We start from the raw sequence: 20,753 nt of genomic DNA on the forward strand, positions 1-20,753 counted from the left end.
ACAATGACTGCCACCGCCACTGCCGACAAGGCCGAGACGACGGTCGTCGGGCGCGTTGCTCGCGTCACCGGCCCGGTCGTCGACATCGAGTTCCCGCACGATGCGATCCCCGACATCTACAACGCGCTCAAGACGACGATCACGATCGGTGACGAGTCGACCGAGATCACCCTCGAGGTGGCGCAGCACCTCGGTGACGACCTCGTGCGCGCGATCTCGCTGAAGCCCACCGACGGCATGGTCCGCGGCCAGGAGGTGCGCGACACGGGCGGCCCCATCACGGTCCCCGTGGGCGACGTGACCAAGGGCAAGGTCTTCAACGTCACCGGTGACGTGCTCAACGCCGCTCCCGGTGAGACCATCGAGGTCACCGAGCGCTGGGGCATCCACCGCCAGGCGCCGAACTTCGACCAGCTCGAGTCGAAGACCGAGATGTTCGAGACGGGCATCAAGTCGATCGACCTCCTCACCCCGTACGTGCAGGGTGGAAAGATCGGCCTCTTCGGTGGCGCGGGCGTCGGCAAGACGGTCCTCATCCAGGAGATGATCCAGCGCGTCGCGCAGGACCACGGTGGTGTCTCGGTGTTCGCCGGCGTCGGCGAGCGCACCCGTGAGGGCAACGACCTCATCGGTGAGATGGAGGAGGCGGGCGTCTTCGACAAGACCGCTCTCGTCTTCGGTCAGATGGACGAGCCGCCGGGGACGCGTCTGCGCGTGGCCCTCTCCGCGCTCACGATGGCGGAGTACTTCCGCGACGTGCAGAAGCAGGACGTGCTGCTGTTCATCGACAACATCTTCCGCTTCACGCAGGCGGGTTCCGAGGTGTCGACGCTCCTCGGCCGCATGCCCTCCGCGGTGGGTTACCAGCCGAACCTCGCCGACGAGATGGGTGTGCTCCAGGAGCGCATCACCTCGACGCGCGGTCACTCGATCACGTCGCTCCAGGCGATCTACGTCCCCGCCGACGACTACACCGACCCGGCTCCGGCGACGACCTTCGCCCACCTGGATGCCACGACCGAGCTCTCGCGTGAGATCGCGTCGAAGGGTCTCTACCCGGCCATCGACCCGCTGACCTCGAAGAGCCGCATCCTCGACCCGCGCTACATCGGTGAGGACCACTACCGCGTGGCGACCGCCGTGAAGCAGATCCTGCAGAAGAACAAGGAACTGCAGGAGATCATCGCGATCCTCGGTGTCGACGAGCTCTCCGAAGAGGACAAGATCGTCGTGTCGCGTGCGCGCCGCATCCAGCAGTTCCTCTCGCAGAACACCTACATGGCGAAGAAGTTCACCGGTGTCGAGGGCTCGACGGTCCCGATCAAGGAGACCATCGAGTCGTTCGATGCGATCGTCAAGGGCGACTTCGACCACGTCGCCGAGCAGGCCTTCTTCAACGTCGGTGGCATCTCCGACGTCGAGGAGAAGTGGGCGGCGATCCAGAAGGAGAACAGCTGACATGGCTCTCGTCGTCACCCTCGTCTCCGCCGAGGAGGAGGTCTGGCACGGCGAGGCATCTCTCGTCGTCGCGAAGACCGTCGAGGGCGAGATCGGCTTCATGACCGGTCACGAGCCCGTGCTGGCCATCCTCGCCGAGGGCCAGGTGCGCATCACGCAGGCCGACGGTACGAAGGTCGTCGCGTCCGCGCAGGACGGCTTCCTCTCCATGGAGAACGACGAGCTCACGATCGTCGCCGGCCACGCCGCGCTCGAGTCCTGATCACCCCGCGAAGCGCCGATCGGTCCATCCGGTCGGCGCTTCGTCGTCCCTGCGCCTGAGGTCCTCCGATGCTGATCCTGTTGCCGCCGAGTGAGACGAAGCGATCCGGCGGCCGGGCACGGCCGCTCGATCTTTCCGCGCTCGCGCTGCCGAGGCTCCTGCCTCAGCGAGAAGCGGTCGCGGGCGCTCTCGTCGCGCTCAGCGCCGACGAGGACGCGGCGGCGCGCGTGCTGAAACTCAGCGCACGCCAGCGCGGCGAGATCGCCGACAACGCCGCGCTGCGCACCGCGCGGACCATGCCTGCTGTCGACCGGTACACCGGCGTCCTCTACGACGCTCTGGATGCCGCGTCGCTCGACGCCGCCGGGCGCCGCTGGCTCGGCGCGCGCGTCCTGATCCAGTCTGCGCCGTTCGGGCCCGTGGGGGCGCTGGATGCGATCCCGGCGTACCGATTGGCTGCCGGGGTGTCGATCCCCGGCATCCCTCCGCTGCGGCGCGTGTGGGCGGATGCCGCCCGCGCGGCGCTCGCTGATGCAGCGCCGCGGTTCGTGCTGGACCTCCGCTCGGAAGCTTACGTCGCGCTGGGGCCCGTGCCCGCAGGTACGCCGTCGGCCTACCTACGGGTCGTCACCGACGCCGGCGCGGGCGCGACGCGGGCGCTCAACCACTTCAACAAGCATGCGAAGGGTGCTCTTGTGCGCCGGCTGGCCGAGGATCGGCCCAGGATCGGCAGTTCGGCGGCCTTCCTCGCGTGGGCGAGCGGCGCGGGACTTCTCGTGCGCCCGGGCGCGCCGGGCGAGCTCGACCTCGTCGTCTGACTTCAGTCGCGGAGCGTGTTCTGGGCGGTGCGCTCGGTGTTCTCGGCGATAGCGACGAGCGCGACGCCCGCCTCGATGACGAAACGGAGCAGCACGACCGCGAAGAACGCGAGGACGGGCACCACCACGATCGTCGACAGGATGAGGGCGATGCCGCCGCCGGGGTTCCACCCGAGCGCGCCGATGCCCGAGATGATGCCGCCGACGAACGTCGAGACGAAGGCGATGCCGATCGCGACGAGCCCGACGAGGAAGAACACGCTCGCAAGGCGGCGTGTGATGAAGCGCGTGAAGGTGATGTCGAAGAGGGCGGCGAGGAAGCCGCGGCCGATGTCGTCGAGATCGCCGGAAAGGCGGCGGACGCCCGTGTCGTCAACGCCCGCGATGCCCGGCGTCGGGCCCTCTTCGGCGGCAGGGTGGGCGGCATCCGCTGCAGCGTCGGCGGCGGTGCGGTCCGGCAGCGGCGGGGGCGTGGGCGTCGACGGGTCGGTCATGGCGGTCCTCTCGGCGGATGTTTCTCGCCAGGCTAGCGACAGGGCCGCCCGACACGCGAGTGTCGCAGTCTGGTCGTCGGGCACGGCGCACCCCTACGATGTGTCCTGACGGGACCGTGTGCCCGTGCGCCGCAACGGCGCAGCTCCTTCAGACTGGAAGGCAAACGATGGACAGTTCCTATTCCGACACCGGATCCCTCGCCATTCTCGCCGCTCTCGGGTTCTTCTTCTTCCTCATCGCCGTCGCGTTCTACGTCATCGGCTCGTGGTTCCTGATGAAGGTCTTCGACAAGGCGGGGGTACAGGGCCGCTGGCGTGCGTGGGTGCCGGTGTACAACCTGCTCGTGTTCGCCAAGCTCGGCGACTTGAGCCCGTGGGTCATGCTGATCGCGATCGCCGCTGGCGCTCTGCTGAGCGGCATCCCCGTGCTCGGGGTCATCATCGGCCTCGTGCCGCTGGCCGCGGGCGCGATGGCCGCCTGGCGCGTGGGCCAGAAGCTGCAGAAGGAGACCCCGTGGGTCATCCTCTACATCTTCCTGTCGCTCATCTGGCTCGGCATCAACGCCTTCGATAAGTCGCGCTGGAACCCGAACATCGCTCCCGCCCCGTGGGCGTCGAACGGATTCTTCGCCGACCGCACCGTGTGGCAGGGCATCCCGGTGCAGCCGACCGCGGCCGCGGCCCCGCCCGCCGGTTATCAGCCTCCGGCCGGCTACCAGCCTCCGGCCGGCTACCAGCCGCCTGCTGCGCCCACGGGCTACGCGCCGCCTGCCGCCCCACCCACCTATCAGCCTCCGGCGGCCCCGCCCGCGCCGCCCGTGGCTCCGGCGACGACCGAACCGCCGGCGCCGCCGGCGGCAGACGGCGACACGCCGAAGGCCTGAGAAGCGCTGACGAGGCGGGAGGGGTGGCGATCACCCCTCCCGCCTCGTCGTTCGCCGACAGCGCACGACCGGGCTTGCCGGGGGTGCGCGCGCGGGCGTAGCGTCGATGCGCGCCCGGGCCGGGAACCGTGCGCGGAGAGGCGGGCGCATGCTCGGCAAGATCCTCGTACGCTATCTGACGCCCGCCTGGCCGCTCCTCGTGCTCGTCGTGGTGTTCCAGCTCGGCGGGTCGATCGCCTCGCTCGCCCTGCCGACTCTCAACGCCGACATCATCGACAACGGTGTCATCACCGGCGACATCGGTTACATCTGGCGCACGGGCGCCGTGATGCTCGGCGTGAGTCTCCTCCAGGTGGTCTGCTCGCTCATCGCCGTGTACTTCGGGTCGCGACTGGCGATGGACGCGGGCAAGCGGCTGCGCGGTGACATCTTCCATCGGGTCGTCGCGTTCTCGCAGCGCGAAGTGGGCCAGTTCGGTGCGCCCTCGTTGATCACGCGCAACACCAACGACGTCCAGCAGGTGCAGATGCTCGTTCAGATGTCGGCGACCGTCATGGTGTCGGCGCCGATCCTGGCGATCGGCGGCATCATCATGGCGGTGCGTCAGGATGCCGGGCTGTCCTGGCTCATGCTCGTGGCGATCCCCGTCCTCCTCGTCGCGGTCTCGCTGATCGTCGTGCGCATGGTGCCGGCGTTCACCCGCATGCAGGCCCGCATCGACCGACTCAACCAGATCCTGCGCGAGCAGCTCACCGGCATCCGGGTCATCCGGGCCTTCGTGCGAGAGCGCGAGGAGCGCGCGCGCTTCGCGGTTGCCAGCGCAGACGTCATGGACACGGCGCTGCGCGCGGGCAACCTCATGGCGCTGATGTTCCCCGTCGTGATGCTCGTGATGAATCTCTCCTCCGCCGCGGTGATCTGGTTCGGCGCCGATCAGGTGCAGAACCACGGCGTGCAGATCGGCACCCTGTTCGCCTTCCTCAACTACCTCATGCAGATCCTCATGGGCGTCATGATGGCGACCTTCATGTTCGTCATGATCCCGCGCGCCGCGGTGTGCGCCGATCGCATCGGCGCGGTCCTGGACACCGAGCCCTCGGTCGACGCGCCGAGCGACGCGGCGAACGTCCCGCGCGGCGCGGGACGCGTGGAGTTCGATCACGTGTCCTTCACCTACCCGGGCGCCGACGACGCCGTGCTCCAGGACATCACCTTCACGGCGGAGCCCGGCACGACGACCGCGATCATCGGATCGACCGGGTCGGGCAAGACGACGCTCGTCGGTCTCGTCGCGCGCCTGTTCGACGTCACAGGCGGGGCGGTCCGCGTCGACGGCGTGGATGTGCGCCGGATGGATCCGGACGATCTCTGGGCTCGGGTGGGTCTCGTGCCGCAGCGCGCCTTCCTGTTCGCCGGCACCGTGGCATCCAACCTCCGCTACGGCGATCGCGATGCGAGCGATGAAGACCTCTGGCGCGCGCTCGAGCTCGCCCAGGCGAAGGACTTCGTCGAGAGCCTCGACGGCGGCCTCGAGGCGGCGATCGCGCAGGGCGGCACGAACGTGTCGGGCGGCCAGCGACAACGCCTCGCGATCGCGCGCGCCCTCGTGAAGAAACCCGAGATCTACGTCTTCGACGACTCGTTCTCCGCGCTGGATCTGAAGACGGATGCCGCGCTCCGCCGCGCCCTCGACCGGAACATCCCCGATGCGACGCGGATCGTCGTGGCGCAGCGGGTCTCGACGATCCAGCACGCCGACCAGATCATCGTGGTCGACCATGGACGCATGGTCGGCATCGGCACGCACGACGCACTGCTGGAGACGTCGGAGACGTACCGAGAGATCGTCGATTCCCAGCTCTCCGCGAAGGAAGCGGCATGAGCGGCGGGCACGGACCCGGCGGCGGTCGTGGCCCGGGAGGGGCGGGTGGGCCCTTCGGCCGCGGCATGGCGCCCGCAGGAAAGGCGCAGAACTTCGGCCCGAGCGCGAAGCGTCTGCTCGGAACGCTGCGCGTGGACACGCCGAAGCTCGCCGGGGTCCTCGTTCTCGGCATCCTGTCCGTCGCGCTGAGCGTCGCAGGGCCGAAGATCCTCGGAGAGGGCACCAACATCATCTTCGCGGGCTTCATCTCGATGCAGGTGCCGGCGGGGACGACCAAGCAGCAGGTCATCGACCAGCTCGTCGCGAGCGGCAACCAGCAGCAGGCCGACATGCTCTCGGCGATGGACTTCACCCCGGGAGCCGGAATCGACTTCGCGCATCTCGGTGCGGTCATCGTCGCCGTCATCGCCGTGTACGTGCTCGCTGCCGTCTTCGGCTGGCTGCAGGCGCGGCTGCTGAACGGCATCGTGCAGCGTGCGATGAACCGACTGCGCGTGCGGGTCGAGGACAAGATCCACCGCCTGCCGCTGTCCTACTTCGACCGGGTCCAGCGGGGCGAATTGCTCAGCCGCGTGACGAACGACGTCGACAACATCGGCCAGTCCATGCAGCAGACGCTGTCGCAGGTCGTCGTGTCGCTCCTCACCGTCGTCGGCGTGCTCGTCATGATGTTCCTCATCTCGCCGCTCCTCGCCGTCATCGCCCTCGTCACGATTCCGCTCACGATCGCCATCACGATGCTCGTCGCGAAGCGGTCGCAGAAGCTGTTCGTCCTGCAGTGGAAAGCCACCGGCATCCTCAACGCTCGCGTCGAGGAGACCTTCTCGGGCCACAACGTGGTCAAGGTGTTCGGACACCAGCGCGAGGTCGAGACCGACTTCGCCGCGGAGAACGAGGAGGTGTACCGGGCAAGCTTCGGCGCCCAGTTCCTCTCCGGCATCATCATGCCGGCCATGATGTTCATCGGGAACCTCGTGTACGTCGCGATCGCGGTCGTCGGCGGGCTGCAGGTCGCCGGCGGACTGATGTCGATCGGTGATGTCCAGGCGTTCATCCAGTACTCGCGGCAGTTCACCCAGCCGCTCAGCCAGCTCGGATCGATGGCGAATCTTCTGCAGTCGGGCGTTGCGAGCGCGGAGCGCGTGTTCGAACTGCTGGACGAGGAGGAGCAGACGCCCGACGCCGACCCCGCCGAGACAGTGCCCGGGAGCGCCGCCGACCTCGCATTCCGGGAGGTCGGGTTCCGCTACGCGCCCGAGAACCCGCTCATCGAGAACCTCTCGCTGCATGCCGACCCCGGGTCCACCGTCGCGATCGTCGGCCCGACGGGTGCGGGCAAGACGACGCTCGTGAACCTCATCATGAGGTTCTACGACGTGGATGCCGGTGTCATCTCCCTCGGGGGCCTCGATACGCGTCTCATGACGCGCGACGACCTGCGTGGGCGTACGGGCATGGTGCTGCAGGATACCTGGCTGTTCGCGGGCACGATCCGTGAGAACATCGCCTACGGCCGCCCCGACGCGAGCGAGGAGGAGATCGTCGCCGCCGCGACCGCCGCGTACGTCGACCGATTCGTGCACGCGCTGCCGGACGGCTACGACACCGTTCTGGACGACGAGGCCACCAACCTGTCCGTGGGTGAGCGTCAGCTCGTGACGATCGCCCGGGCGTTCCTGTCCGATCCGCGGATCCTCATCCTCGACGAAGCGACCAGCTCGGTCGACACGCGGACCGAGCTGCTCATCCAGCGCGCGATGTCGCGGCTGCGCCGCGACCGCACCTCGTTCGTCATCGCGCATCGGCTCTCGACCATCCGCGACGCCGACCTCATTCTCGTCATGGAGGCGGGTGCGATCGTGGAACAGGGCAGCCACGATGAGCTCTTGCGTGCGCGCGGGGCGTACTGGCGTCTGTACAACGCGCAGTTCGATGAGCCCGTCGCCCAGGAGGCGGGGGAGGCGTCTACTAGAGTGTGAGCGTGACCGAAGCCGCGACCCAGTCGCGCACCGTCCCCCTCGAAGACGGTGCGCTCGAGCTGACCTGGTCCGCGCTGACCCATCGGGGACGCCGGCGCGACGCCAATCAAGACGCCGTTCTGGCGGAGTACCCGCTCTTCGTCGTCGCCGACGGCATGGGGGGGCACATCGGTGGGGAGATCGCGAGTGCCTCGACCGTCGATCGGCTGCGAGCCGTCGCGGCGAAGGGCGACGTCGCTCCCAAAACCATCGAGAAGGCTCTCGCGCGCGCCGTGAACGACATCGCGGCGCACCCCGAGACGACCGACGAGGGCACCGGGACGACCGTCACGGGCGTCTACCTCGACCTCACCGGAGATGAGCCGACGTGGGTGACTCTGAACGTCGGTGACTCGCGCGTGTATCTCTTCCGTGACGGCGGTCTCGCCCAGGTGACGACCGACCACTCCGTCGTGCAGGAGCTCATCGCGGCGGGTCGCCTCACCCCCGAAGAAGCCGAGAACCACCCGTACGGCAATGTCATCACGCGCGCGATCGGGCCTTCTGACGGCGTCGCGCCCGACTACGTGCGTCTCGAGGTCGTCGACGGTGACCGCTTCGTCATCTGCAGCGACGGACTCACGAAGGAACTCACCGACTACGGCATCCTGCACTTCCTCCTGCAGCACGACGATCCTACCGAGGCCGCCGACGACATGCTCGAGGCGGCACTCGAGAACGGCGGCCGTGACAACGTGACGATCATCGTGCTCAACGCGCACCGCACGACCTCGGCTGCCACCCGGTCGGATGCCTCGGCATCCATCGACTCCTCCACAACCGGACTCTGACGCAATCCCTCCACCGATCCGGGCCTGCGCGCCCGGCGCGCCCCCGCGGCCCGCTTGACTGTCGCGCATGCACGACGTCATTGATGAGCCGCTGCGACTCCCGCCCGCGCCGGCCCCTGCCGTGCGGCCGTCGATTCCGGTCGCGGCCGCCCTCGTCCCCGTCATCGGCGCCGTCGTGCTGTGGCAGGTGACGGGCTCGACGTTCGCGCTGTGGTTCGCCGCGCTCGGGCCGCTCATGGCCGTCGCGGGATTCGCGGACGGGGTGCGCACGGCACGCCGCGCCCGTCGGCGTGCGCACCGGGAGGGCGCAGCGGTTCTCGTCGCGCTCGCCGCCGAGGTCGAGGCCCGGCACGACATCGAACGTGCGCGCGCGTGGCGCCGCACCCCCGACGTCGCAGGCTACGCGTCCGACACCGACGAGATCTGGCGGGTGGTTCCCGGTCGAGGAGACGTGGTGGTCGTCGGTCGGGGGCTCGGGGCGAGCGCGGTCCGCGTCGAGGGCGCCACCGGGTCTGACGCCGGGGACGACGGCCGACATGCGAGCGCAGTGCGAGATCTGCGTCGACGGGCCCAGCGCATCGACGGCGTACCGGTCACGGTGCCGTTCGCGGCGGGCATCGCGGTCTGCGGGCCGCCCGTCGCATCGGCGGCGGTCGTGCGTGCACTCGCGCTGCAAGTGTGCCTCGCGCATCCACCGGGGAGCGTGCGCCTCGTCGGCGACGAGGCGTGCGCCGTGGAGATGCCGCACCGTGAGGCGACGCGCGGCCTCGTCGTCTTCGTCGGCACAGCGGATCAGCCGGTCCCCGAAGACGCCGACCTTCCGATCGTCCGCGTCGCCGAGGGTGCTCCGCCGCCGCCCCGTTGCGCCGCTGTCCTGACCATCGAGCCCGCGGGGCGAGCGCGTCTCGATCACGACGGATCCTCACGCGATGTGGTCGTCGAGGCGGTGTCGCGTGCGCAGGCTCAGCGCGCCGCAGCCCTACTCGCAGCACGCGCGGCGACGCTCGGGCAGCGGGTCGACGGGACCACTCTCCTCGACGACCTCACGCCGCGCGTGGGCGGACGCACGACCCTTGCCGCCGCGATCGGGGTGAGTGCCGGTGAGCCGGTCGTCGTAGACCTCGTTGCGGACGGGCCGCACGCCGTCGTCGTGGGCGTGACCGGGTCGGGCAAGAGCGAGCTGCTGACGACGTGGATGGTCGCGATGTGCCGTACGCGCACGCCACAGGAGCTCGCTCTGCTTCTCGTCGACTTCAAAGGCGGGCGCACGTTCGACGCGCTCGCCGGGCTGCCGCACGTGACGGGCGTCCTCACCGACCTCGACGAGACACGGGCGCTCCGGGCCGTCGAGAGCCTGCGCGCAGAGATCCGCCATCGCGAACGTGTGCTCGCCCGGGAAGGAGCGCGCGACATCGATGAGGCCGGCGCGGATCTCGCGCGGCTCGTGATCGTCGTCGACGAGTACGCCGCCCTCGTCGCCGCACGACCCGAACTGCACGACCTCTTCGCCGACATCGCTGCCCGCGGGCGCGCGCTCGGCATGCACCTCGTCCTGGCCTCGCAGCGCGCCGCGGGCGCATTCCGCGACGGTGTGCTCGCCAACGCTCCGCTGCGCATCGCCTTCCGGGTGACGGATGCCGCCGACTCGCGGGCGGTCCTTGGGCACGACGACGCCGTACGTCTGGCGGGGACGGCGGCGGCGCGAGGCATCGCGCTCATCCGCCGCGCGGCGGACACCGAGCCGCGACGCCTGCGCGTCGCGCTGTGCCCGCCCGAAACCATCGGCGCCGTGCGTGCCGAGACGTCGGGTCTGCAGCCCGCGCGGCAGCCGTGGCTTCCGCCGCTGCCGGATGTGATCGATCTCGCGGCCGCGCGTGCGCTGACGGCGGCATCCGCTGCGGAGATCCTCGTCGGCGTGGGCGACGAACCCGAGCAACAGCGGCAGTCCGCGGTGATTCTTCCCGCTGGTGCGGTGGGGCTCGTCGTCGTCGGCGGCCCGGGCAGCGGGCGCACGACCGTGCTTCGGACGATCGGCGCCCAGGCCCGAGCCGCGATCCGGGTGCCGGCCGATCCGGAGGGAGCATGGGACACCGTCATGAACCTCGAGAGTGCGCCGCGTGGATCCGTCGTGCTGATCGATAACGCCGACAGCCTGGTGGCCCGTCTGGGCGCCGAACACGGCGTCGCATGGCTCGCTGCACTCGAACGCGCGTGCCGCGAGGCGCGGGCGCGCGAGGTGAGGATCGTCATTGCGGTGTCCAGACTCGCGGGCGCACTCGGGCGCGTGCTCGACCTGGTGCCGCAGCGGCTGATACTGCCCCTCGCTACGCGCGCGGATCACGTCGCCGCCGGCGGTGAGGCCGCCGACTTCGCGCCGGATGCCCGCGCTGGGCGGGGCCGATGGGGGCGAACGCTGGTCCAGGTCGCCGTGGTCGAGGATGGTACGGGTGCGGATGCCGGCGCGACGCAGCGGGTCGAGGCTCCGTGGGCCGCGCACGCACCGGGTCGGCTGCTCGCCCTCGTCCTGCCGCCGGGGGCGCACGCCGAGGCCGTTCGCGCCGCGTGGGCCCGGAACGGCGTGCGCGTGCGCGAGATCTCGGACATCGTGGACGGTCGCGTCACAGGCGATGACAGCGCCGACATCGTCGTCGGGACCCCCGAGGCGTGGCTCGCGCAGTGGCGGCTGCTCGCCCTCGCGCGCGAGCGTGGAACGATCGTCGTCGATGCGGCGTGCGCGGCGGAGTTCCGAGCCGTCACTGGGTCGCGCGAGCTCCCTCCGTTCGCCGCCTCCGGAGCCGGCCGCGCGTGGCTGGTCGAGCCGGGGACCCCCGCTCGTCGCGTACGGTTGCCCGGTGCCTGAGCGCGGCGCGGATCAGACGGTCGCCCTGATCGTGCCGACGTCGCGTCCGCCGCCGAGGACCTCGAGCGGAAGGTGCGCGAGCGTCTGCGCGACATCGCCGGCCGCGAGCGCGCCCACGCGCTCGAGCAGGGCGATCGCGATCGCCGTAGCCGCGCGGCCCGACCCGTCGAGCACCTTGAGGGCGACCGTCGTGCCGTTCGGCGCGACCATGATCATGATCCCCTCGGCGCCGCCCTTCGCGAACACCCCCAGGCGCTCGATCGCGATCGTGTCCTGTCGGCCAGGGCCGTCGATCGCCCACGGATTCTCGCGCACCGCGCGCACCAGGGCGCCCGCGGTGCGATGCAGGGCGAAGGGCGACCGCTCCGACGACGTACCGATGCGGTGCGTCGCGCGAGCGAGCGCCGAAAGACTCATCGCGTGCACGGGTGCCCCGCAGCCGTCGATCGCCGTCACGGAGATCTTCGCGCCCGTCAGGCGCTCGATCACCTCGCGGATGTGCAGCTGGAGCGGATGCGCCGGATCGAGATAGGTCTCCGTGTCCCAGCCGCTCGCACGGCAGGCGAGGAGCATCGCCGCATGCTTTCCGGAGCAGTTCATGCGGATGCGCTCGGGCTGCCCCAGTTCGCGCACGAGCTCGTCACGGGTCGCGGTGTCGCTCGGCCACGCCGCGGGGCAGCCGAGGTCCGACTCGGAGAGCCCGCCCGCCGTGAGCATCTCCCGCACGACGGCGACGTGGCGGTCGGTGCCGGTGTGGCTCGCCGTGGCAAGGGCCAGGCGCTCGCCGTCCAGGACGGCGCCCGCCGTCAGTGAGCCGAGCGCCTGCAGCGGCTTCAGGCTCGAGCGCGGCAGGATCGGCGTCTCGACGTCGCCGAGCGTCAGAAGCGGCACGCCCTCCGCGTCCAGCACGATGGCAGAGCCTGCGTGTCGGGACTCGACGAAGCCGCTGCGTTCGACGACGGCGAGCTCGACGGATGCGGGAACGGTGATGGTCTCGGGCACCGGGACAGCCTACCGCCGGGGTGGTGGCAGACTGGCGCCATGACCGGTTCCACGTTCGGCGAGCACCGCTACCTCCTGCGCAGCGAGTGGACCGGCAATCGCGGTTCCGGAACGAGCGGATATCGCGACTACGACCGCTCGGTGTCGCTCCTCGTCGACGGAAAGGATCCGATCGTGGCATCCGCCGACCGACCCTTCCGCGGCGACCGTGCGAAATGGAACCCCGAAGACCTTCTGCTGGGTGCGCTTTCGGAGTGCCACCTACTGTCGTACCTCCACGCGTGCGTCGTGGCGGGCGTGACCGTCCTCGAGTACACGGATGAGGCCACGGGGGTCATGGTCGAGGACGGCCGCGGTGGGGGAGCGTTCCACGAGGTCGTGCTCCATCCCCGCGTCGTCGTGGCCGAGGCCGGCATGATCTCCGCCGCCGAAGCCGCGCACGCGCAGGCGCACGAGTGGTGCTTCATCGCGAACTCGGTGAACTTCCCGGTCCGCCACGAGGCAACCGTCAGCGCCGCTCGTGCGGAAGGACCTGCTTGAGGCGTTCGACCGGGTTGGAAGCGGGCGCCTCGTTATAGGTTCCCGCGAGCTCTTGACCGGAGAGGGCGTGAATGGCCGCCATGATCTCGTCGGTCGCCTGCCGCCGCGCGCGCCCGCTGTTGGCCGCCCCGAGATGGGACAGGTCGATCGGCTCGCCGTAGCGCACCGTCACGCGAGGATGCCGCTTGGGGAATTTCGCTCCGACGGGCATCGCTTCGTTCGTGCCGATGAGTCCGACGGGCACGACTTGCGCACCCTCTTCCAACGCGAGGAATGCCACGCCGGTGCGTCCCTTGTAGAGTCGGCCATCGAGCGAGCGTGTGCCCTCGGGGTAGAGCGCGATCGCCCGCCCCGAGTGCAGGATGCGCCGCTGCTGATCGAGTGCGTCGAGCGCCGCCTGTCCGGCGCCGCGTTGGACGGGCGTGGCACCGATGGCCGTGAAGAATTGACGGCTCACCCATCCCTTGAAGCCCTTGCCGTCGAAGTACGACGACTTCGCGAGAAAATACACCGGGCGCGGGGAGAACATGGGGATGATGAGCGAGTCGATGAACGACAGGTGGTTGCTCGCGAAGATCACCTTGCCGGTGCGCGGGATGTTGCCGCGCCCTTCGATGCGCGGCCGGTAGAGCAGCCGTGCGAGGGGGACGAGTACGCCGCGTCCGACGTAGTACGTGAACCCGACCGGGGCGACGTCGGCGTCCGCCTGCGGGGCATGGGGCTGTTGCGCGTCCGGTGCGCCGGCCTGCTCTTCTGCCACCCGTCGAGGGTACTCCCGATTCCATGCCGCTTCGCGTATGGCCTCGTGCTGCACGTTCCATGCCGCGGTTCTCAGCGGGCGCAGAACAAAGTGCGACATGATGGGGCGTCCCTTCATCCCATCTCTGTGAGGTTCTCCGTGCGCCTGCGCCCGATCGCCGCTTTGTCCGCCACCGTTGCGTCGGTGCTCCTGCTGGCCGGGTGCGCCGGAGGCGGCGCGCCCGCGCCCTCGGCATCCCCCAGCGCGAGCGCGGCCGTCGACCTGTGCGACGCGCGCGCGGCCTCGGGTGATGCCTCCAGCGCCGTCCAGGTGACCGGCGATGTCGGCACCGCGTCGACGGCGACCTTCTCCGCTCCGCTCGACATCCCCGAGCTGCAGGCGACGGTGATCTCCGAAGGCACCGGCACGCCGCTCAAGGCCGGCGATTTCGTCACGTACGCGATGAGCGCCTTCGACGCCACGACCGGGGAGAAGATCGGTGACGTCGGGTACAACCCCGCCGAGCTCATGCCGCAGCAGATTTCCGCGGACGCCCCGCTCGGCCAGATCTTCGGCTGCGGTGCGCCCGGTGAGCGGGTCGTCGCGACGTTCCCCGCGACGGAGTCGGCGTCGGGTCAGGTGTACGTCATCGATCTGCTCTCCATCGTCCCGACCGCCGCATGGGGCGAGCCGCAGCCCACGACCGAGGGCCTGCCGACCGTCGCGCTCGCTGACAACGGTGCGCCGACCATCACGCTGCCCGGCGGCGATGCGCCTACCGAGACGACGCTCGAAACGCTCAAGAAGGGCGACGGCTACACCGTCCAGAGCGGCGACACCGTGCTCGTGCAGTACACGGGCGTCCGCTGGTCGGACGGCAAGACCTTCGATTCCACGTGGGACAAGGGCGGCGTGCCGACCAGCTTCTCCACAACCGGCGTCGTCGCGGGCTTCCAGAAGGCCCTCGAAGGGCAGACCGTCGGGTCTCAGGTGCTCGTCGTCATCCCGCCGAAGGACGGATACGGCGAGGGCGACATCAACGCCAACGATCTGAAGGGCGAGACGCTCGTCTTCGTCGTGGACATCATCGGTGCGCAGAAGGCCCAGGGCTGATCGGCGCGCGCGGGTAGGCTGAGCGCATGCGGCGCGTCCTGATCCTCGGCTCCACCGGCTCGATCGGGACGCAGGCCCTCGACGTCATCCGCGAGCGCCGCGACCAGTTCGAGGTCGTGGGTCTCGCCGCGGGGCGCGACGCGGAGTCCCTCGCGGCGCAGGCCGTCGAGTTCGAGGTCGCGCACGAGGCGACGGCGTTGGGAGCGGATGCCGCCGAGCAGCTCGTCCGCGATGTCGAGGCCGACGTCGTGCTCAACGGCATCACGGGTTCGGTCGGGCTGGGCCCGACCCTCGCGGCGCTTGAGACGGGGCGCACACTCGCGCTCGCGAACAAGGAGTCACTCATCGTGGGGGGCGATCTCGTCACGGCGCTCGCCGCGCCCGGGCAGATCGTGCCCGTCGACTCGGAGCACTCCGCGATCGCGCAGGCGCTCCGCAGTGGCACGGCGGGCGAGGTGCGTCGGCTCGTTTTGACGGCATCCGGCGGTCCCTTCCGTGGGCGCACGCGGGAGTCGCTGCAGGAAGTCACCCCCGCCGAGGCGCTCGCGCACCCGACGTGGAACATGGGACGTGTCGTCACGACGAACTCGGCGACGCTCGTCAACAAGGGCCTCGAGGTCATCGAGGCGCATCTGTTGTTCGGCGTCGATTACGACGACATCGATGTCGCGGTGCACCCTCAGTCGATCGTCCACTCGATGGTCGAGTTCGTCGACGGGTCGACGATCGCCCAGGCATCCCCGCCGGACATGCGATTGCCGATCTCGCTCGGCCTCGACTGGCCGCACCGGGTCGCTGGCGTCGGCGTGCCTCTCGACTGGACGACGGCGCAGACATGGACCTTCGAGCCTTTGGATGCCGAGGCGTTCCCCGCGGTCGAGCTCGCCAAGCACGTGGGGCGCGCCGGCGGTACGTACCCCGCCGTCTTCAATGCGGCGAACGAGCAGGCGGTGGATGCCTTCCACGAGGGTGCGCTGCCGTTCCTCGGCATCCTGGACACCGTTCGTCGCGTCGTCGACGCGCACATCGCGCCGGCGACGCTCGACCGGGGCTCACTCGCCGAGGCCGAGGTATGGGCGCGCGATGCGGCCGATCGGCTCATCTCCGCCGGCTGAGGGCCTCAGTACGTCGTGAGGCCGTGCGCGCGGAACTGGGCGCGCACGCGTTCGGTGAGCTCGGGCGTGGGCGGCTCGGTGTCGGCGAGGGCGTAGTCGCGGCCGAGTGCAGCCCACTTGTCGCGGCCCATCTGGTGGAAGGGCAGTACCTCGACGCGTGTGACGGTGCCGGGCATGATCTCGTTGAGGGAGGCCGCGTAGGCGGCCACCCGCTCGACGTTCCGGGCGTCGTCGGTAAGTCCGGGAACGAGTACGAAACGGATCCAGACCTCGGGTCCGTGCGGCATCTCCGCGAGGCGCCGCCCGAAGTCGAGGGTCGGTTCGAGCTCGCGCCCCGTCACCCGCCGGTAGGTGTCGGGGTCACCGCTCTTCACATCCAGAAGGACGAGGTCGACATCGGCGAGCATGTCGTCCGTCGCCGCGGCGCCGAGGAAGCCCGACGTGTCGAGGGCGGTGTGGATGCCGAGTTCCTTCGCTCCGCGCAGAATGCGAGCGGCGAACGCGGGCTGCATGAGCACTTCACCGCCCGAGAGCGTGATGCCGCCACCGGTGGCGCGGAAGATTCCGGCGTACCGCGCGATGCGGCGCAGGAGCTCGTCGCTCGTGACAGGGTGCCCGTCCTTCATCTGCAGCGTGTCGGGGTTGTGGCAGTACAGACACTGCAGAGGGCAGCCGGACAGGAACGTAGTGAGCCGTGTGCCCGGTCCATCGACGGCAGTCACGAGCTCCCACGAGTGCACCGACCCGAGCCGGCCCTCGCGCATCGCGGCGAGGCGCTCGTGACGGTCGACGTCCGCGACCGCAAGACCCCCGAGGGGGGCCTCGATCGCGGTGCCGATGAGTGTGGCGACCATGATTTCTGCTCCTCTCGGGGGTCTGCTGGGGTGGGGGTGGGGGTGGGGTTACATCGAGCCGTGGAACGTGCGCGACAGGACGTCGAGCTGCTGCTCGCGCGTCAGCCGCACGAAGTTCACGGCGTAGCCCGACACGCGGATCGTCAGCTGCGGGTAGTTCTCGGGGTGTTCCATGGCGTCCTCGAGCGTCTCGCGGTTCAACACGTTGACGTTCATGTGGTACCCCTCCGACCCGACGTACGCGTCCAACAGCCCCGCCAGGTTCGCCACCTGCTCATCCTTCGTGCGGCCGAGACCGGCAGGGACCACGGTGTTGGTCAGCGAGATGCCGTCCTGGGACTCGGAATAGGGGAGCTTGGCCACCGATAGCGCCGAAGCGAGCATGCCATGCGTGTCGCGTCCGTTCATCGGGTTGGCTCCCGGGGCGAACGGCTCGCCGGCACGGCGGCCGTCGGGGGTGTTGCCCGTCGCCTTGCCGTACACGACGTTGGACGTGATCGTCAGCACCGACTGGGTCGGCAGGGCGTTCCGATACATCGGGTGGCGGCGGATCTTCGCCATGAAGCGTTCGACGAGGTCGACCGCGATGTCGTCGGCGCGGTCGTCATCGTTGCCGTACGTCGGGAACTCGCCCGAAATCGTGTAGTCGACGACGATCCCGCGCTCGTCGAAGACCGGCGTGACCGTCGCGTACTTGATCGCCGACAGCGAGTCGGTCGTGACCGAGAGGCCCGCGATCCCGCAGGCCATCGTCCGCAGCACGTCCTTGTCGTGCAGGGCCATTTCGAGCCGCTCGTAGGCGTACTTGTCGTGCGACCAGTGGATGCAGTTGAGCGCCTCGACGTAGGTCTCGGCGAGCCAGTCCATCGTCTTGTCGAACCGGGCCATCACGTCGTCGTAGTCGAGCGCGCCCTCGCCGACGGGGGCGGCGACGGGGGAGACCTGCTTGCCGGAGACCTCGTCGCGGCCGCCGTTGATGGCGTAGAGGAGCGTTTTCGCGAGGTTGACGCGCGCTCCGAAGAACTGCATCTGCTTGCCGACGCGCATCGGGCTCACGCAGCAGGCGATCGCGGCGTCGTCGCCCCAGGCCGGGCGGATGATCTCGTCGGATTCGTACTGCACGGCCGACGTGTCGATCGACACCTGAGCGCAGAAGTCCTTGAAGCCCTGGGGCAGGTCGGGGCTCCAGAACACCGTCATGTTGGGCTCGGGGGCGGGGCCCAGGTTGTAGAGCGTCTGCAGGTAGCGGAACGAGTTCTTGGTAACGAGCGGGCGCCCGTCCTCTCCCATGCCGCCGATCGTCTCGGTGACCCACGTGGGGTCGCCGGAGAACAGCGCGTCGTATTCGGGTGTTCGGAGGAACCGCACGATCCGCAGTTTGATCACGAAGTCGTCGATGATCTCCTGCGCCTCGGTCTCGGTGAGCGTGCCCGCCTCGAGGTCGCGCTGAATGAAGACGTCGAGGAAGGTGGACGTGCGGCCGAGGGACATCGCCGCGCCGTTCTGCTCCTTGACCGCGCCGAGGTACGCGAAGTACAGCCACTGGACCGCTTCTTTCGCCGTCGTCGCGGGGCCCGAGATGTCGATGCCGTACGAGGCGGCCATCTGCTTCAGCTCCTGCAGGGCGCGGATCTGCTCGGCGTGCTCCTCGCGCTCGCGGGCGATCTGCTCGGTGAACGGCGTGGTGTCAAGACCCAGCTTGTCGATCTTCTTCGCGGCGATGAGCTGGTCGACGCCGTAGAGCGCGACACGGCGGTAATCGCCGATGATCCGGCCGCGGCCGTACGCGTCGGGGAGCCCCGTGATGATGTGCGACGAGCGCGCGGCACGCACATTCGGCGGGTAGACGTCGAAGACGCCCTGGTTGTGGGTCTTGCGATAGTCGCTGAAGACGGTTTTGAGGGTCTGGTCGACTTCGTATCCGTAGGTCTCGAGGGCGCCCTCGACCATGCGCCAGCCGCCGTTGGGCATGATGGCGCGTTTGAGGGGGGCATCCGTCTGCAGACCCACGATGATCTCGTCGCCCTCGCGGATGTAGCCCGGGCCGTGCGCTGTGATGCCCGCCGGAGTGTGCGGGTCGACGTCGTAGATCCCTTTTGCGCGCTCCTCGGGGAACATTCCGGACAGGGTGTCCCAGATGCGCGTCGTGCGCGCGGTCGGCCCCGCGAGGAAGGCGGCGTCGCCCGTGTAGGGCGTGTAGTTGCGCTGGATGAAGTCGCGCACGTCGATCTGATCCTGCCAGGGGCCGGCCTTGAAGCCGCTCCATGCGGCGGGCTGCGCGTCTTGAGCTGCGGGGGTGACGGTGGTCATGATTCGCTTCCTCAGTCGTCGGGGGTCTGCGCCTGTTCGCGCGAGGCCGTGACTCCAGAATAGATCTGTGGTCAGACCACAATCAGATCGTGCACGATTCCTTCTGGAGGACACGCGGAACGCCCCCGCGGATTGTGGACTGACCACAACGCATGGGGGCGTCTCGCGAACTGCGTCGGGACCGGCTTGAGGAGGTGCGCGACGCTCGTCCTCCCGGGTCAGCTGCTGCGGCGGCGTCCGAACACGGCCACGCCGAGCGCGGCGAGCGCGGCGACGAGCGCCCCGCCGCTCAGCCAGCGGGCGACCGGATCCGCGTCGGTCGTCGCGGCGGCGTCGCTGTGACCGGGCGACGCGGCATCCGTCGCCTCCGCCTCGTCGTGGTCGTCGCTGTGCCCGTGTCCGCCGTCGGTGACAACATCGCCGACGGCGACGACGGGAGCGGGCGCCTCGAGGTCGTCTTCGGTCTGTCCTTCGGTGGCGACCTGCGACCAATCGGTCTCGCCGCTGACGCACTTCTGCAGGACGGGGAACGCGACGGAGGTCCCCGACGCGGAAGAGGCGAAGATGACGTCGAGCGACACAGTGGCCGACACGCCCGACTCGATCGGATTCACGGCGGTGTAGGTGACAGCGGTGGGGATGCCGTCCGAGCCGAGGGTGCGCTGGATGGTCCAGGCGCCGTCGAGCACCGGGGTGACTCCGTCGATCCCTTCCGGGATCGTGAAGACGAGCGCGGTCGTGGGGGAGTCCTCGCAACCGTGGCTGAGGGAGAAGGACAGGCGGGTCGTCCCGCCGGCCGTCGATTCCTCGGGGGTGACGTGGACGTGGGCGGAGGCCGCGAGCGGAGCAGCGATCACCAGGGCGGACCCGGCGATCACGCCGGCGAGGACACGCGCACGCGCGCGCGAAGGAGTGCGGGTCATGAGGGGTCTCTCTGTGCAGGGTCGTCTGACTGCGGCAGGATGCCGCGCTGGAAGCACCGCCGCCGGAGAGTCCGGTCAAGCGATGCGAGGGAGCGCGTGGCGCAGCGGCGGGCCGCGCCGGCGTGCGCAGTGCACGAGGCGAGAGGTCAGGTGCGGCGCGCGGTGCCCGGTCGGGGGCACCGTGGCCGAACGGGCGCGGTGCGTTGGGGCGGTGCGGCTGAGCAACCGGCGGACGCCGCGAGCGATGACCGCCGCGAGACGCTCGCCCCACGCGAGGGCGACGAAGGTGAAGAGGGCGGCGACGACGTGGCCGGCGAGCATCGTGGCGGTCACGGTGGCGCCCGGCTCCCCGCCGGTGACGAGAGCACTCAGGTCGATCGCGTGGTGGTGCCCCGCACGCGCGCCCGCGGGGCCCTGGCCGCCGACGGCGGCGAAAGCGGTGTGGAGCGCCAGCTGTGCCACGGCGACGGCGAGACCCAGACGAGGAAGGGCGTGCGTGCGACGGGTGTGGGAACCGACCAGTGCGACGCACACGGGCGCCGCGAGGATCGTCACCGCGAAGGTGAGCCAGAACGGGGGCGCGTCGCCGCCGGAGAGAGTGTGCGCGGTGGAGGCGATGAGGACGGCGATCGCGGCGGCGGCGGAACCGCGGAGTGCCCGCAGTCCTCTGCCCGATCCGCCGTGTGCCAC

At 69.8% G+C, this 20,753-nt stretch carries 18 protein-coding genes; 11 read left to right on the forward strand and 7 right to left on the reverse strand.

Annotated elements, in window-relative coordinates:
• The first annotated feature begins 3 nt into the window (after nt 1-3).
• From atpD to WFI52_RS05215, 3 genes are all read left to right on the forward strand, one after another.
• Nucleotides 4-1,458 carry a F0F1 ATP synthase subunit beta gene (gene atpD / locus WFI52_RS05205; RefSeq protein ID WP_336625788.1) on the forward strand — a complete coding sequence of 485 codons (1,455 nt, stop codon included), beginning with the start codon at nt 4-6 and terminating at the stop codon, nt 1,456-1,458.
• Nucleotide 1,459: 1 nt separating this feature from the next.
• Nucleotides 1,460-1,720 carry a F0F1 ATP synthase subunit epsilon gene (locus WFI52_RS05210; protein ID WP_336625787.1) on the forward strand — a complete coding sequence of 87 codons (261 nt, stop codon included), beginning with the start codon at nt 1,460-1,462 and terminating at the stop codon, nt 1,718-1,720.
• Between the two features lie 68 nt (nt 1,721-1,788).
• Nucleotides 1,789-2,538 carry a YaaA family protein gene (locus WFI52_RS05215; RefSeq protein ID WP_336625786.1) on the forward strand — a complete coding sequence of 250 codons (750 nt, stop codon included), beginning with the start codon at nt 1,789-1,791 and terminating at the stop codon, nt 2,536-2,538.
• A 2-nt stretch (nt 2,539-2,540) separates the two neighbouring features.
• Here the strand turns inward: WFI52_RS05215 and WFI52_RS05220 are convergent, their stop codons facing one another.
• A complete protein-coding gene (locus WFI52_RS05220) occupies nt 2,541-3,032 on the reverse strand; it encodes a DUF4282 domain-containing protein (RefSeq protein WP_336625785.1) in 492 nt (163 codons plus the stop codon).
• A gap of 167 nt (nt 3,033-3,199) precedes the next feature.
• On the opposite strand from WFI52_RS05220, the gene WFI52_RS05225 reads away from it, so the two are divergent.
• The 5 genes from WFI52_RS05225 to WFI52_RS05245 all read left to right on the forward strand — a co-directional run bounded on the left by WFI52_RS05225 (nt 3,200) and on the right by WFI52_RS05245 (nt 11,467).
• A complete protein-coding gene (locus WFI52_RS05225; protein ID WP_336625784.1) occupies nt 3,200-3,916 on the forward strand; it encodes a large exoprotein in 717 nt (238 codons plus the stop codon).
• 148 nt (nt 3,917-4,064) lie between these two features.
• Nucleotides 4,065-5,798 carry an ABC transporter ATP-binding protein gene (locus WFI52_RS05230; protein WP_336625783.1) on the forward strand — a complete coding sequence of 578 codons (1,734 nt, stop codon included), beginning with the start codon at nt 4,065-4,067 and terminating at the stop codon, nt 5,796-5,798.
• Nucleotides 5,795-7,777 (forward strand): ABC transporter ATP-binding protein, encoded by a 1,983-nt coding sequence (locus tag WFI52_RS05235; RefSeq protein WP_336625782.1) that lies wholly within the window; start codon nt 5,795-5,797, stop codon nt 7,775-7,777. Before WFI52_RS05230 ends, WFI52_RS05235 begins: the two co-directional genes overlap by 4 nt.
• A 2-nt stretch (nt 7,778-7,779) precedes the next feature.
• The gene (locus tag WFI52_RS05240) at nt 7,780-8,607 is read left to right on the forward strand and encodes a PP2C family protein-serine/threonine phosphatase (protein WP_336625781.1); all 828 of its coding nucleotides are present in this window, start codon (nt 7,780-7,782) and stop codon (nt 8,605-8,607) included.
• Between the two features lie 67 nt (nt 8,608-8,674).
• Nucleotides 8,675-11,467: an FtsK/SpoIIIE domain-containing protein gene (locus tag WFI52_RS05245; protein WP_336625780.1), complete on the forward strand. Its 2,793-nt coding sequence runs from the start codon at nt 8,675-8,677 to the stop codon at nt 11,465-11,467.
• A 12-nt stretch (nt 11,468-11,479) separates the two neighbouring features.
• Here WFI52_RS05245 and WFI52_RS05250 read toward each other — a convergent pair whose 3' ends face one another.
• Nucleotides 11,480-12,469 (reverse strand): asparaginase, encoded by a 990-nt coding sequence (locus tag WFI52_RS05250; protein ID WP_336625779.1) that lies wholly within the window; start codon nt 12,467-12,469, stop codon nt 11,480-11,482.
• Nucleotides 12,470-12,508: 39 nt separating this feature from the next.
• On the opposite strand from WFI52_RS05250, the gene WFI52_RS05255 reads away from it, so the two are divergent.
• The gene (locus WFI52_RS05255; protein ID WP_336625778.1) at nt 12,509-13,009 is read left to right on the forward strand and encodes an OsmC family protein; all 501 of its coding nucleotides are present in this window, start codon (nt 12,509-12,511) and stop codon (nt 13,007-13,009) included.
• Here WFI52_RS05255 and WFI52_RS05260 read toward each other — a convergent pair.
• Nucleotides 12,978-13,769 (reverse strand): lysophospholipid acyltransferase family protein, encoded by a 792-nt coding sequence (locus tag WFI52_RS05260; protein WP_336625777.1) that lies wholly within the window; start codon nt 13,767-13,769, stop codon nt 12,978-12,980. The two genes, WFI52_RS05255 and WFI52_RS05260, sit on opposite strands and share 32 nt — an antisense overlap.
• Before the next feature lie 126 nt (nt 13,770-13,895).
• Here WFI52_RS05260 and WFI52_RS05265 point away from each other — a divergent pair, with 126 nt between their 5' ends.
• Nucleotides 13,896-14,861 (forward strand): FKBP-type peptidyl-prolyl cis-trans isomerase, encoded by a 966-nt coding sequence (locus WFI52_RS05265; RefSeq protein WP_336625776.1) that lies wholly within the window; start codon nt 13,896-13,898, stop codon nt 14,859-14,861.
• A 26-nt stretch (nt 14,862-14,887) separates the two neighbouring features.
• Nucleotides 14,888-15,976 (forward strand): 1-deoxy-D-xylulose-5-phosphate reductoisomerase, encoded by a 1,089-nt coding sequence (gene dxr / locus WFI52_RS05270; RefSeq protein WP_336625775.1) that lies wholly within the window; start codon nt 14,888-14,890, stop codon nt 15,974-15,976.
• Nucleotides 15,977-15,981: 5 nt separating this feature from the next.
• Here dxr and pflA read toward each other — a convergent pair whose 3' ends face one another.
• From pflA to WFI52_RS05290, 4 genes are all read right to left on the reverse strand, one after another.
• On the reverse strand, nt 15,982-16,830 hold the full coding sequence (pflA, locus tag WFI52_RS05275; protein WP_336625774.1) for a pyruvate formate-lyase-activating protein: 849 nt from the start codon (nt 16,828-16,830) through the stop codon (nt 15,982-15,984).
• 48 nt (nt 16,831-16,878) lie between these two features.
• Nucleotides 16,879-19,140 carry a formate C-acetyltransferase gene (gene pflB / locus WFI52_RS05280; RefSeq protein ID WP_336625773.1) on the reverse strand — a complete coding sequence of 754 codons (2,262 nt, stop codon included), beginning with the start codon at nt 19,138-19,140 and terminating at the stop codon, nt 16,879-16,881.
• Nucleotides 19,141-19,358: 218 nt separating this feature from the next.
• Nucleotides 19,359-20,063 (reverse strand): DUF1775 domain-containing protein, encoded by a 705-nt coding sequence (locus WFI52_RS05285; protein ID WP_336625772.1) that lies wholly within the window; start codon nt 20,061-20,063, stop codon nt 19,359-19,361.
• Nucleotides 20,064-20,138: 75 nt separating this feature from the next.
• Nucleotides 20,139-20,753 carry a hypothetical protein gene (locus WFI52_RS05290; RefSeq protein WP_336625771.1) on the reverse strand — a complete coding sequence of 205 codons (615 nt, stop codon included), beginning with the start codon at nt 20,751-20,753 and terminating at the stop codon, nt 20,139-20,141.

The organism is Microbacterium sp. MMO-20 (assembly GCF_037147735.1).
GTDB lineage: Bacteria > Actinomycetota > Actinomycetes > Actinomycetales > Microbacteriaceae > Microbacterium.